This is a genomic window from Pseudomonas bharatica CSV86 (genome assembly GCF_000319305.2).
Taxonomy (GTDB): domain Bacteria; phylum Pseudomonadota; class Gammaproteobacteria; order Pseudomonadales; family Pseudomonadaceae; genus Aquipseudomonas; species Aquipseudomonas bharatica.
In genome coordinates, this window is sequence record NZ_AMWJ02000001.1 from 425,711 (window position 1) to 439,334 (window position 13,624).

A 13,624-nucleotide genomic window follows, 5' to 3' on the forward strand; every position below is an offset into this window, starting at 1 on the left:
ATTACTCCTCGTCGTGCGGATCGAGGCGCCAGTAGGCGGCGGCCTTGAGGCGATCGTCGGCTATGCCTTTCTCTTCAAGCAGCAGCGCCTTGGCCTTGCGGGTCAGGGCCTTTTCCAGGGCAACCCAGGCGTACAGGTCGCCGCCCGGCAATTGCAGGCCGGCCAGCACGTCCAGCACCGACTGCTTGTGCCGTTCGACCCAGATCACCTCGACATCGGCCTTGCTCGGCAGCGCCTGGCGTTCATGCTCGTCCTCGATTTCCACTACCACCAGCACCTTGCGTCCGGCGCCGAGTTCTTCGAGGCGCCGGCCAATGGCCGGAATCGCGGTCTCATCGCCCACCAGCAGGTAGCTGTCGAAGATATCCGGCACCACCAGCGAGCCCCGTGGGCCGGCGATATTCAGCCTGTGGCCGGGTTTGGCCTGGGCCGCCCAGGTCGATGCAGGGCCATCGCCGTGGAGAACGAAGTCCAGGTCCAGTTCGTTGTTGACCAGGTCGATACGGCGCGGGGTGTACTCGCGCATGGTCGGCTTGATGCCGTCCTTCGGCAGGTCGAGGGCATCCATGGCCGCCTGCTCTTCGGCGTTGTTGGCGAACAGCAGCTTGACGTGGTCGTCGCTGCCCAGGCTGACAAAGCCCTGCAATTGCTCGCCGCCAAGGGTGACGCGGCGCATGCGCGGGGTCAGGTCGACCACCTTGAGTACCGTCAGTTGACGGTGCTTGATCGGGTGCATGACGCGGTGGATGGTGTTTTCGCTCGAAGTCATTCGGATGGCTCCTGGGAAGGGGAGGTGAGAGGTCCGGCAACGATGGCTTTCGCGGTTTCATTGAGCAGGTGGCGTACCCGCTCTATTTCTTGTGGGTTCCAGCGCCCGCTGTGCATCTGCAGGGCATGGCGCAGGTTGTGTACGGCTTCGTGGATCTCCGGCGGCCGGTCATGGCCGCGCAACGAGCGCTTGCTCACTTCGATGCGGGTGCGCACGCCATCCAGGGCCACAGCCTGTTCCTTCAGTGATTCGCGCCCGGCCTCGGTGGCCTGGTAGCGCTTCTTGCTGCCATGGACTTCGCCAATGATCAGCTCGCTCTCTTCAAGGAAGGTCAGGGTCGGGTAGATGACGCCGGGGCTCGGGCTGTAGTTGCCGTCGAACAGGGCTTCGATCTGGCGGATCAGGTCGTAGCCGTGGCAGGGCTGCTCGGCCAGCATGGCCAAAAGCAGCAGTTTCAGATCGCCCGGGGCGAAGACCCGCGGGCCCCGGTCGCCGCGCTCGCGACGACGCTCGAAGCCTTCGGGCTCGCGGTGGGAAGAGTGGTGATCGCGCATGGGAGGGGCTCCTGGTTGCTTGCGATATGTCTCAAGATATTACTCAAGATATATCTTATTGCAAGCCCAGGTGCTGAAAGGTGTGTTGAAGCAAAGGGCCTCATCGCTGCAAGCCAGCTCCCACAGGGTCAGCACAAACCTTCAGTCTTGTGCAGTACCTGTGGGAGCTGGCTTGCCAGCGATAGGGCCCTTAAGAGCAACAAAGATCTAATGTGCCTGGGTAACACTCGCCCCAGGCTCCGCCGTCAACGGCACCGCGCACTGCGTATTGCCACCCGGCTTGAGATACGGCAGCAGCATTGGCGCCATGCCCTTGAGCACCTGCACCGGCAGCGCCGAGGTGAATTTGAACGACTCTGCGGCGCGCCCCGGCACGAACGCCGTCAGCGTGCCGAAATGGTTGTCGCCCAGGTAGAACACGAAGGTCGCAGTGCGATTGAGCGAACGCGAGCCGATCAGCCGGCCACCGGCACCGAAGCTTTCGATCCGGTTGTCACCGGTCCCGGTCTTGCCGCCCATGGTCAGTACGGTGCCGTCATCCAGCTTGAAGGTCCCCGAGACCCGCCGCGCCGTACCGGCATCCACCACCTGCGACAGCGCCCCGCGCAAGGCCCGGGCCACTTCGACGGACAGCACCCGCTCGCCGCGGTCCGGATCCCCGGCCAGGCTCACTTCATAAGGCGTTCCTGCAGCGAAATGCAGGGTATCGATGCGCAACACTGGCAAACGCACGCCATCGTTCTGGATGATCCCGATCAACTCGGCCAATGCCGCCGGGCGGTCGCCGGAGCTGCCGATGGCGGTGGCAAGCGAGGGCACCAGGTGGTCGAAGGGGTAGCCGACCCGCTTCCAGCGCTGGTGGATATCGAGGAAGGCTTCGACCTCCACCAGGGTGCGGATGCGGCTGTCGCGTGCGCCCTTGTGCTTGCTCTTGAACAGCCAGCCATAGACTTCCTGGCGCTCGAAATGGCTGGCCAGGGTCGCTTCCTGGAAGCTGGCGCTGGGGTGCTTGAGCAGGTAGCCGACCAGCCACAGGTCCAGCGGGTGCGACTTGGCGATGAAGCCCTGGTCGGGCAGGTCGTACTTGCCGGGGCCGTAGGCGGCGTAGAGGATTTCCAGGCGCTCGTCGCTGAGCGGGTCCTTTTTGCCACCGGCCGGCTTGGCGACCACGCCTTCCTTCTTCATATGGGCGCGGACGAAGGCGTTGAAGGTGGCCTGGTCGGCCTCCGGGAACAGGTAGCGGTGCACTGCGGCCAGGCGGATCGGCGTGACCCTCAGCCCGTCAAGGAAGGTGTCGAGCCGTTCCTGGGAGGTCTTGCGCTGGTATTTTTTCCAGAACCGGCGCAGGAAATCGGTGCCTTCGCGGTCGGCGAAGCGCGCCAGGTATTCCTGGCGCCGTGGTTCGGCATCGTCCTTGAGCAGGGCCGTGCTGTTGCCCGGCGCCTGGTAGGTGCTGTAGCGCACCAGGTCGCGCATCAGGCGAATGAACGGCAGGTTGATCGACTCGCGCAGGGAGTCCTTGAGGGTCGGGATGCGCCCGTTGTCTTCCTTGCGGAAGTTGTTGAACACATGCAGCCCGCCGCCGGTGAAGAAAGCCTCGCCAGGACTGGCCGAGTATTTGCGCTCAAGCGCTGCGTCGAGCATTGCGTTGATGTCGCGGTCCTTGTTCTGGATCAGCCAGTCGATGGACCAGCGAGTGATGAAATCGACATCGGCCACTTCGACTTTCTTCAGTTCCGCGACCGACATCTTGCCGTAGCGGTCATGCAGCTCGGAAATGATCTCCAGGTAGCTGGTCAGCACCCGCAGCTTGGCAGTGGAGCCCAGTTCCAGCTTGCTGCCTTCGTTGATATCGAAGGGCTGGTCGGTGCTGTCGGTCTGCACCCGCACCCGCGAGCCGTCGGCGGTGCGCTCCATGAGGGTGAAGCTGTAGCGCACCTGGGTGGTACTGGTGGGTGTCAGCAGGCGCTCGCCGAACAAACCCATCTTCGCCGCGAACTCCGGATTGGCGAGGTCGCGCAGGTATTGGCTGATCTGCTCCTGTAGGTCCGATTGCAGGGTACTGGTGGCCGACAGATCGAGGCGGTCGAGGTCGTACAGCGGTCGGTTGAGCATGCTCGACAAGCGGCTGCGGGCCACGCTGATGCCCTTGTTGGTGACGATCGGCACGATGGTCGGCTGGGCCACCCAGTCGCGGTAGATGGCCTTGCTCGCCAGAGCCGCGTCGGCCAGCGGCTTGTCGATGATGTTGTTGGCGGCGAGCAGGCGGACATGGCTGTCGGTCAGGGTCGCCAGTTCGTTGCGGCCCTTGGACAAAAAATGCGAAGGCCGGCGCTGGGCGATCATCAGCGACAGCACCTGGCGCAGGGCCAGGCCACGGGCGGCAAGGGTGTCGGGGTCGGTGGCGGTGGACGACAGCAGGCGGTTGACCTCGGCGAAGTCGGCGCCATACCAGACCCGCAGGCCTTCGGCCATGCCGTGCACTTCGCCATGTCCGGGCACTGCCGACAGCGGCACGCTGTTGAGGTAGTCGCGAACGATGCGTTGGCGTGCTTCCAGGGTTTGCGGGCCGTCCTGGTAGGCGCGCACGCTGGCGGAAATCATCTGGCGAATCTTCTCGGCGCCGGACACGGTCAGGCCGTCCGGCGAATGGCGGTATTTTTCCAGTTGCGTGGCCAGGGTACTGCCGCCCGCCGACTGGCCGGGCAAGGCCAGGTACTTGGCGACCTGGGTGTAGGCCGCCTTGGCGAAGCGTGGCCAGTCCACGGCCGGGTTGGCATTGGGGTCATTGGGGTCGAGCAGGTCGCGGTTTTCGATGAACAGCAGGCTGTGCACCATCACCGGCGGGATCGAGGCGAAGTCGGGGTAGAGATGCTGGGGGTACTGGTACTGGTAAAGCACGCTGCCCTTGCAGTCGGTGATGCTCAGGCCGCTCTGGATCTTCTCGGTATAGGGTACGAAGAAGCCGTGGTTGACGTAGTCCATCAGTGCCGGGAGAAGCGCGTCTGTTCCACCACCACGTAGTCCCGCTTCAGCAGGCGCGGGATGAACTCGCCGAGGGCGCTGTAGCCAAGGCGCTTGTCGAACGGGCCTTCACCCGGATAGACGATCGCATCGCTTGGCCCCTTGTGCATCGAGTAGCTGAGGGTGGCGGCGAAGCGGCTGAATTCCCGGGACTGGATGGCCGAGGTCTGCATTTCCTTGGCTGCCGCATAGGCCAGCAGGGCCAGGGTAACCAGCACGATCAGGAACAGCAGCCACCACAGCAGGCGCAGCCGGGAACGACGCGGAGGCGGTGGTGGGGACGGCGGTACTTCCGATTGCTCGGCGGCTGCGAGGTTACTGCCGTTATCGGAGTGCCACTGTGCGCCCATAGTCTTAAGCCTGATTTCGTTATTTCTCTTGCTTTGTCTGAAGCTTAGACGCTGGTCGCAGGCGGAGCGGAAATTGTTGAGTGTCGTCGGTTATTTCCTAAGTGGCAGTAGGAAATATCCCGTTATGCCGCTTTGGCAGTTGGGCTGCGATGTGTCGGACTAGGGTGATGGCCTGTCTCTCACCTCAAACGGAGATCGAACCCATGCCCACCTTGAAACGCGAGCTTGGCGAACGCCACGTACGCCTGATCGCCCTGGGCGCCTGTATCGGCGTCGGCCTGTTCCTCGGCTCGGCCAGGGCCATCGAGATGGCCGGGCCGGCGATTCTCCTGGCCTACCTCGTTGGCGGCCTGGTAATCCTGGTGATCATGCGTGCGCTCGGCGAGCTGGCCGTGCACAACCCGGTAGCCGGCTCGTTCAGCCGCTATGCCCACGACTACCTTGGTCCGCTGGCGGGGTTTCTCACCGGCTGGAACTACTGGTTCGCCCTGATGGTGATCTGCGTCGCGGAAATCAGCGCGGTGGCCATCTACATGGACGTCTGGTTTCCCGACACACCGCGCTGGCTGTGGGCGCTCGCGGCGCTGGCCAGCATGGCCGCGATCAATCTGCTGGCGGTGAAGGCCTTCGGCGAATTCGAGTTCTGGTTCGCCCTGGTCAAGGTGATCACCATCCTGGGCCTGATCCTGGGTGGGGTCGGCATCATCGCCTTCGGCTTGGGCAACGACGGCGTGGCAACGGGCATCGCCAATCTTTGGCGTCACGACGGTTTCATGCCCAAGGGCCTGGAAGGCGTGCTGATGTCGCTGCAACTGGTGATGTTCGCCTACTTCGGCACCGAGCTGATCGGCCTCACCGCGGGCGAAACCAGGCGCCCGGAAACCACCATTCCCCGTGCCATCGGTTCGATGTTCTGGCGGGTGATGCTGTTCTATGTCGGTGCGTTGTTCGTCATCCTGTCGATCTATCCGTGGCACGGGATCGGCAGCGGCGGCAGCCCTTTCGTGCTCACCTTCGAGCGCCTGGGAATTCGCACGGCGGCGGGGCTGATCAATTTCGTGGTGATCACGGCGGCCTTGTCGGCCTGCAACGCAGCGATCTTCAGCACCGGGCGGATGCTCTGCGCCCTGGCGGAGAAGGGTCAGGCGCCGGCGCTGTTCGGGCGTACCACGGCGAGCGGAGTGCCGCGCAATGCTCTGCTGCTGTCGCTCGCCGTGTTGCTGCTGGGTGTGCTGGGCAATTACCTGGTACCGCAGCAGGTGTTTCTCTGGGCTACGGCCATCGTCACCTTCGGTGCGATCTGGACCTGGGCGGTGATCCTGCTGGCGCAGCTCAGGTTTCGGGCCGGGTTGAGCCCTGAAGAGCATGGGCGGCTGGGCTATCCGATGTGGCTGTGGCCGTGGAGTTCGTACCTGGCCCTGGCGTTTCTCGGGCTGGTGCTGGGGGTGATGGGATATTTCGGGGAGTTGCGGATGGCTTTGTATGTGGGGCCGGGGTTTCTGCTGGGGCTGGCGGGAGTCTATTACTGGCTGAAGAATTGATGGGGACCGCTTTGCGGTCCTTCGCGGGCAAGCCACGCTCCTACAGGAGATCGCGTTCCAAGGTAGGAGCGTGGCTTGCCCGCGAAGGGCCGCAAAGCGGCCCCAAAACGCTCACGCAGCCCTGACTGGCACAACGCGGGTCAACTGCTTGTTCCAGTCCAGCCACAACGCCAGCCCCATCATCAACCCGAGCCCCAGCAATGCGGTTACCACTTGCATCGCCCAATGATCCCCCGCCAGCGCATTGCCCATGTCGGCCAACGGCGCCAGCAGCACGCCAAGGCAGAACACCTCCAGCGAATACCTGCCCATCCGGCAACTCTGCCGCGCCAGCCAGGTTTCCACCCACGGCCCGGCCGGCAGCAGCTTCGCCGTGCAATAGGCCAGCGCCAGGAAATGCAGCAAGCGCGCCGGCGACAGGTTGGTCTTGCTGATCGGATACAACCACTCCGCCAGCCACTTCGGCATCACCGCGTCATGCACCTCGGGCCAGCGCCACGACAGGGCAATCGCGGCACACAGCACCAGGTAGATCGCCGAGACAACGAACAACGGCTGCCGAAGCAATGGTCGCAGCTCCGGCGCCTGCTCGCGCTGCCCATTGATCGCCACCGCGCCGCCAAGAATGAACAGCAACTGCCAGGCCAGCGGGTTGAAGAACCATACCCCGCCTTCCTGCGCCGCCAGGTTCCACTGGAACATCGGCGCCATCAGGTACAGCGCGACCGACACCCCGACCACGTATTCCGCCTTCCTCATCAGCAACGGCAGCACCAGCGGCAGCCCGAGCAGCAGCAGGATGTACAGCGGCAGCGGGTCCATCAGGTTGGGCTTGAAGCGCAGCAGCAGTTCGTCCACCAGTGCCTGCTGCGGATTGCCGAGGAAATAGTAGAGGCCCATTTCCTGGATCATGTCGCGGGTTTCCACATGGTTGTTGGCGACGAAGACGATGCCCATCAACAACACCAGCAGGAAGATATGCACCACGTAAAGCACCCACGCCCGGCGCAGGATACGCACGCAGGCCACTACCCAGCCGTCGCGCAGCGCCACCTTGCCGTAGGCCAGCACCGCCGCGTAGCCGGCGAGAAAGACGAAGATCTCTGCGGCGTCGCTGAAGCCGAAATTGCGTACGGTCAGGTTGGCCAGCGGGTTGCCGGGAATGTGGTCCCAGAAAATGAAGACCAGCGCCAGGCCCCGGAAGAAGTCGATTCGATGATCGCGGGCATTGGTCATGCTGAAGGCTCGTGCGAAGGGTATTTCAGTAGAGGATCGAGCGCAGTGATCCCCGGTTCCGCGCCGTCGGTCATAACCGATCGACGGCGCGGAGGGTGGGCAGTTTCGACGGCGATTGCAACGGAGGGATGTTACTGAATGTCTCTCAGGCCGCCGCTTCGCTGTGCGGCTCGAAGCTGTCTGCCCGCGCCATGCGCCACATGCGCTGGTAGAACTCGCCGCTGACCTCGCCGCCCAGCAGTTCTCCCGGTTTGAGGAACACATGCAACTGGGAGAACAGCTTGATCTCGGTAGCCGACATGCGCCGCACCAGGTGCTTGGCCTCCAGTTGCGACGGATGATCGAGGCCGGCGGCGGCAAGCATTTCCGCCAGGGCCTTGAGGGTGTTGCGGTGGAAATTGAATACCCGCTCGGCCTTGTCCGGCACCACCAGGGCGCGCTGGCGCAGGCCATCCTGGGTGGCGACCCCGGTCGGGCATTTGTTGGTGTGGCAGCTTTGCGACTGGATGCAGCCGATGGCGAACATGAAGCCCCGTGCCGAGTTGGCCCAGTCGGCGCCGATGGCCAGGACGCTGGCGATATCGAAGGCGCTGACGATCTTGCCGCTGGCGCCGAGCTTGATCTTGTCGCGCAGGTTGAGCCCGACCAGGGTGTTGTGCACGAACAGCAGGCCCTCGCGCAGTGGTACGCCGATATGGTCGGTGAACTCCACCGGCGCCGCGCCGGTACCCCCTTCCTTGCCGTCGACCACGATGAAGTCCGGGAGGATGCCGGTTTCCAGCATGGCCTTGGCGATGCCCATGAATTCCCAGGGATGGCCCAGGCAGAACTTGAAGCCCACCGGCTTGCCGCCGGACAGCTCACGTAATTGCGCGATGAACTGCATCATCTCGATCGGCGTGGAAAACGCGCTGTGCCGTGACGGCGAAATGCAGTCCTCGCCCATCATGATGCCGCGGGTCTCGGCGATCTCCCTGGTCACCTTGTGCTTGGGCAGGATGCCGCCGTGGCCGGGCTTGGCGCCCTGGCTCATCTTGATTTCGATCATGCGCACCTGCGGGTCCCGGGCCTGGGCGGCGAAGCGCTCGGGGTCGAAACGACCGTCGGCGGTGCGGCAACCGAAGTAGCCGCTACCCAGTTCCCAGGTCAGGTCGCCGCCATGTTCGCGGTGATAGGGGCTGATACTGCCCTCGCCGGTGTCATGGGCGAAATTGCCCAGCTTGGCACCGAGGTTGAGGGCGCGAATGGCATTGGCGCTCAACGAGCCGAAGCTCATCGCCGAGATGTTGAATACCGAGGCCGAGTACGGCTGGGTGCACTGCGGCCCGCCGACAATCACGCGGAACGCGGTGGGGTCGGCCAGCGGCGCCGGGCGCATGGAGTGGCCGATGAACTCGAAGCCGGACTGATACACATCGATCAGCGTGCCGAACGGCTTGTCCGACTGCTCGTTCTTGGCCCGGGCATACACCAGCGAGCGTTGCGCCCGGGAAAACGGCAGGGCATCGCTGTCGGCCTCCAGCAGGTACTGGCGGATCTCCGGGCGAATGCCCTCGACCAGATAGCGGATATTGCCGAGGATCGGGTAATTGCGCCGCACCGCGTGGCGCTTCTGCAGCAGGTCGAACACACCGATCAGGCTCAGCACCCCGGTGGCCAGGGCGAACGGCCAGAGCCAGTCGTGCCGGAGGAAAGGCAGGCAGGCGAGGGTGAAGATGACGCAGGCAACGAAGAAGGCGTAGCGGCTCAGGAGTGACAGGCTCATACGGTTTCCTTGTGGGGCACGTCAGGCAAGCCGTAAACCATATAGCGGATGTGGAATTGTATCCAGTCACATGCCCCGGATCAGACGCTCCCGCAGCAGGCTTTCATCTTGCCCATCCACCTCCGGCCACAGTTGCACCGTCCCCGCCACCAGCGCCGCCAGCGGCACGCCATTCCGATACAGCAAGCGGTTGCCCGCCAGCGCCGGGACCTTGCTGCCGGGCAGCAGGCTGCCGCTGAGGTTCAGCGGGTCGCTGCCGCTGACCACCACCAGGCTGCCATCCAGCGGCCTCCGCCGAACCCCGCGCAGCACCGCAATGGCCTCCGGCAAGGCGAACTGCTCCCCGGCCAGTCCGCTGACGAAGCGCCCGCCGCGGATCTCTCCACGGGCTTCGAGACGGTGGAACGTGCGCAGCAGTTCGCGCCAGCTCGGCAACCAGTCGGCCTCGCGCTCCAGCAGGCGCCAGAACACCACGCCGTAGCGGCGCAGCAGCACGCGGGCGACATGTTCATGGGTGTCCTCGCGCTCGGCGCTGCCCCGACGCAACAGGGCCCAGCGCCCGGCATCATCCATGCCGCCGAACAGTGGCCCGCGTCCGCGCCGGCTGCCGTGGGCCTGGCGCTTGCTGGCCGGCGTGATCAGCGCGCGCAATCCGGCAAAGCTGTCGGCACTGACCAGCCCGGCGGCAACCAGCTCCTGCAAGGCGTTCTCCAGTTCGGTGGGAAGCAGCCGGGCCTCGTCGCGCAGTTCGTCGAAGAACAGCGCGCCATACTGGCTCAGCGCGGCATGCACCTTCTGCGCGCGAGGCGACAGGGCGTCGAAGTCGAACGCTGGCCCGAGCCCCTGCCAAAGCCCCAGGCGACTGCGCGGCAGCAATACCAGCGGCGTGCTGCGCAAGGTGCTGGCCGCCACTTTGGCCGAAGGCCCGAGCCGGGCCCAGGCGAACTTGCCGGCGCGGCAGGCTTCGTCCAGCCAGCGCGGGTTGTAGTCGCTCAGCCGTGCCGGCAGCAAGTCGCTTTCCCAGGAGCCGGCTGCCGCCGCGTAGCCTTCGAACTGTTCCAGCACTTCGCCCAGCGCCGCGTTGCCTTGCAGGCGTGCGCTCGTGGACAGGTGCTGCCAGTCGAAGAGAAAACGCATGAAGTCCTGCAGGCTGACCGGTTCGATCTCGCGGCGCAGGCGCTTGATGGTGTAGCGATGGATGCGCGCCAGCAGATGGCGTTCGCACCATTGTTCATCGGGTTGGTCGGGGTGGAACCGGCCGCGCAGCACATAGCCTTCGCCTTCCAGCCGGGCCAGGGCCTGGTTCACCGCAGACAGCGGCAGATGCAGCGGCGCGGCGATCTGCGGCGCTGTCAGCGGGCCGAAGGCGCCGAGGCGGGCGCGGATCAGTTCGAGGGCGGCGCTGTCCGGGTCGATGACCTCATCGAAGCCCGGCAGCAGGGGCACCGCGGGTTTGACGCTGGACCCGGGATAGACAGCCAGCAACAGGTTTAGTCGCTCCCGCGCCAGCCACAGCCCGGCAACCCGGCAGGCACGCCCCGCCCTGGCAAGCGCGTCCAGCCACTCTGCCCAGCCCGGGTTGGCCGCCACCTCTTCGGCGCTGATCGCCCCCAGGGTCATCAACGCTTCATGCATCTCGTCGTTGCCGTTCGGCGTCGGCCAGGCCTCCGTCGCCACGGCGGCAATCGCATCGCGGTCCAGCGCGCCCAGTTCATCGCCGCTTTGCGGCTCGCTCCAGCGCCGGTTGAGCACGGCCTGGGTGCGCCGTTCTTCCAGCGGTGCATCGTCGAGAAAGGCATAGGGCCGGGCATTGAGAATCGCCGCGGCCAGCGGCGAGGGCGCCGGCAGGTCGCGGCACACCAGGCGGATAGCGCCGCTTTCGATACGCCGCAGCAGGGCCAGCCAGCCTTCGGCGTCCATGGCGTCGTGCAGGCAGTCGTCGAGGGTCTGCTCCACCAGCGGGTGATCCGGCACCTCGCGTTCTCCGGCGATATTTTCCAGACAGGCGAGTTGGTCGGGGAACACCGCCGCGGTCAGGTCTTCACTGCGCATGCGCTGGATCTGCGGGGCGATGCGCTTGCCGCCGGCAAAGCGCGGCAGGGCCAGGGCAACCCCGGCGTTCCAGCGCCAGCGCACGCCGAACAGCGGCGCATCGAGCAGCGCCTGGATCAGGATGTGCTCGGCCGTGGCACTGGGCAGGTAATGCCAGACCTCTTCGAGGGGAAAGCTATGGCCGGCCGATAGCGACAGGATGATCGCGTCCTCGCTGGCCGCCGCCTGCAATTCGAAGTTGAAGGTGCGGCAGAAACGCTTGCGCAGGGCCAGGCCCCAGGCGCGGTTGATGCGGCTGCCGAACGGCGAGTGGATGATCAGCTGGGTTCCGCCGGATTCGTCGAAGAAACGCTCCATCACCAGGGTGTCCTGGGACGGCAGGGCGCCGAGCACCTGGCGGGTGCGGCCCAGGTAATCCAGCAATTGCCCGGCGCTGTCGGGGCCGAGGCCGAGCGTGGCGGCGAGCCAGTCGAGCAACGGTTGTTCACGGCCGCCGCTGTCTTGCAGGCGCTGGTCGATCTCCGCCTGCAGGCGGGCCACGGCACGCGACAGGTCGTCGCTGCGTCCCGGCGCTTCGCCAAGCCAGAACGGAATGTTCGGTGGCAGGCCCGGGCGTCCTCGACCCGCACCTTGCCCGGCTCGACCCGCAGGATGCGGTACGAGGCGTTGCCGAGCTGGAAGATATCGCCGGCGATGCTTTCCACGGCGAAGTCCTCGTTGACGCTGCCGATGTTCAGCGCCTGGGGTTCCAGGAGCACGGCATAGTCGGCGTTGTCGGGGATGGTGCCGCCGCTGGTCAGGGCGGTCAGTTGGCTGCCGCGGCGGCCACGCAATTCGCCGCTTACCGCATCGCGATGGAGATAGGCGCCGCGCACGCCCTGGCGGCCGCTGTAGCCCTCGGCGAGCATGCGCAGCAAGGCCACGTAGTGTTTTTCATCCAGCCCGGCGTAGGGCTGGGCGCGACGGAAACAGTCGAGCAACGCCTGTTCCGGCCAGGGCTGGCAACTGACCTCGGCAATGATCTGCTGGGCCAGCACGTCCAGCGGCGCGCGGGGGATCACCACCTCGTCCAGTTCGCCACGGCGCACGCAGTCGAGCAGGGCCACGCACTCGATCAGGTCGTCGCGGCTGATGGCAAACAGACGGCCCTTGGGCGTGCCTTCCACGTGGTGCCCGGAGCGCCCGACCCTTTGCAGGAAGGCGGCGATGGAGCCCGGCGAAGCAATCTGGCAGACCAGTTCGACCTCGCCGATATCGATGCCCAGTTCCAGCGAGGCGGTCGCCACCAGCACCTGCAGCTCGCCGCGCTTGAGGCGTTGCTCCGCCTCCAGGCGGGCTTCCTTGGCCAGGCTGCCATGGTGCGCGGCCACGGCTTCGCGACCGAGGCGGTCGCTCAGATGGCGGGCCAAGCGCTCGGCCAGGCGCCGGGTATTGACGAAAACCAGCGTGGTGCGATGCTCGCGGGCGAGTACGGCGAGGCGGTCGTAGACACTGTCCCAGACATCGTTGGCCATCACCGCGCCCAGCGGTTGCGGCGGCAGTTCAATGGCCAGGTCGCGCTTGCGGGCATGGCCGATATCGACGATAGCGCAGGGGCGCCCGGCGCCGACCAGGAACTGCGCGACACGCTCCAGCGGACGTTGCGTGGCCGACAGGCCGATGCGCCGCAACGGCCGTTGGCACAGGGCTTCCAGGCGCTCCAAGGTCAGGCTCAGGTGGCTGCCGCGCTTGTTGCCGGCGATGGCGTGGATTTCATCGACGATGACCGTGTGCACGGTCTGCAAGCCTTTGCGCCCGGATTCGGAACCCAGCAGCACATACAAGGACTCGGGGGTGGTCACCAGGATATGCGGGGCCTGCCGGCGCATCGCCGTGCGTTCTTTCTGCGGCGTGTCGCCGGTGCGCACGGCGGTACGGATGTGCGGCAGCGGCAGGCCGTCGCGTTCCAGTTCGGCGCTGATCCCTGCCAGCGGGTTCTGCAGGTTGATCTGGATATCGTTGGACAGCGCCTTGAGCGGCGAAACGTAGACCACCAGGGTTTCGTCCGGCAACTGGCCGTGGTTGTCCAGGCCCTGTTCGAACAGTTCGTCGAGCACGGCAAGGAAGGCGGTGAGGGTCTTGCCGGAGCCGGTGGGCGCCGCCACCAGCAGCGACCGGCCAGCCTGGATCAGCGGCCAGGCGCGGGCCTGGGCGGCGGTGACCGTGGCAAAGCTGCGGCGGAACCAGCTGCGCACGGCCGGGTGAAAGGCGTCCAGTACCGGATGATCGAGGGCAGGAAGATTCATTCGCTGTTTATGCGGCCTTTGTTCGGTGCTTGCAAGGTGCCACTGGTC

Annotated in this window: 5 protein-coding genes and 2 pseudogenes; 1 reads left to right on the forward strand and 6 read right to left on the reverse strand. The window is 65.5% G+C overall.

Annotation, left to right across the window (positions count from 1 at the left end; all coding sequences use genetic code 11):
• Nucleotide 1: 1 nt before the first annotated feature.
• The 3 genes and pseudogenes from CSV86_RS02000 to CSV86_RS02010 all read right to left on the reverse strand — a co-directional run bounded on the left by CSV86_RS02000 (nucleotide 2) and on the right by CSV86_RS02010 (nucleotide 4,697).
• A complete protein-coding gene (locus CSV86_RS02000; protein WP_009399817.1) occupies nucleotides 2-769 on the reverse strand; it encodes a siderophore-interacting protein in 768 nt (255 codons plus the stop codon).
• Complete coding sequence (locus CSV86_RS02005; protein ID WP_009399816.1) at nucleotides 766-1,323, reverse strand: PadR family transcriptional regulator; 558 nt, start codon at nucleotides 1,321-1,323, stop codon at nucleotides 766-768. The genes CSV86_RS02000 and CSV86_RS02005 overlap by 4 nt, the downstream gene beginning before the upstream one ends.
• Nucleotides 1,324-1,530: 207 nt before the next feature.
• Nucleotides 1,531-4,697, reverse strand: a pseudogene (locus CSV86_RS02010) (transglycosylase domain-containing protein).
• A gap of 203 nt (nucleotides 4,698-4,900) precedes the next feature.
• Here CSV86_RS02010 and CSV86_RS02015 point away from each other — a divergent pair.
• Complete coding sequence (locus tag CSV86_RS02015) at nucleotides 4,901-6,238, forward strand: amino acid permease (protein WP_009399812.1); 1,338 nt, start codon at nucleotides 4,901-4,903, stop codon at nucleotides 6,236-6,238.
• A 111-nt stretch (nucleotides 6,239-6,349) separates the two neighbouring features.
• Here CSV86_RS02015 and CSV86_RS02020 read toward each other — a convergent pair whose 3' ends face one another.
• The 3 genes and pseudogenes from CSV86_RS02020 to CSV86_RS02030 form a co-directional block, all read right to left on the reverse strand.
• Complete coding sequence (locus tag CSV86_RS02020) at nucleotides 6,350-7,474, reverse strand: OpgC family protein (RefSeq protein ID WP_009399811.1); 1,125 nt, start codon at nucleotides 7,472-7,474, stop codon at nucleotides 6,350-6,352.
• A gap of 145 nt (nucleotides 7,475-7,619) precedes the next feature.
• Nucleotides 7,620-9,239, reverse strand: a complete 1,620-nt coding sequence (locus CSV86_RS02025; protein WP_009399809.1) for an FMN-binding glutamate synthase family protein — start codon at nucleotides 9,237-9,239, stop codon at nucleotides 7,620-7,622.
• A 66-nt stretch (nucleotides 9,240-9,305) separates the two neighbouring features.
• Nucleotides 9,306-13,576 (reverse strand): annotated as a pseudogene (locus CSV86_RS02030) (DEAD/DEAH box helicase).
• Nucleotides 13,577-13,624 lie beyond the last annotated feature (48 nt).

Coding starts and splice junctions, on each gene's coding strand:
- CSV86_RS02025 (WP_009399809.1), bottom strand. CDS start 9,239: ATGAGCCTGTCACTCCTGAGCCGCTACGCCTTCTTCGTTGCCTGCGTC.
- CSV86_RS02005 (WP_009399816.1), bottom strand. CDS start 1,323: ATGCGCGATCACCACTCTTCCCACCGCGAGCCCGAAGGCTTCGAGCGT.
- CSV86_RS02000 (WP_009399817.1), bottom strand. CDS start 769: ATGACTTCGAGCGAAAACACCATCCACCGCGTCATGCACCCGATCAAG.
- CSV86_RS02020 (WP_009399811.1), bottom strand. CDS start 7,474: ATGACCAATGCCCGCGATCATCGAATCGACTTCTTCCGGGGCCTGGCG.
- CSV86_RS02015 (WP_009399812.1), top strand. CDS start 4,901: ATGCCCACCTTGAAACGCGAGCTTGGCGAACGCCACGTACGCCTGATC.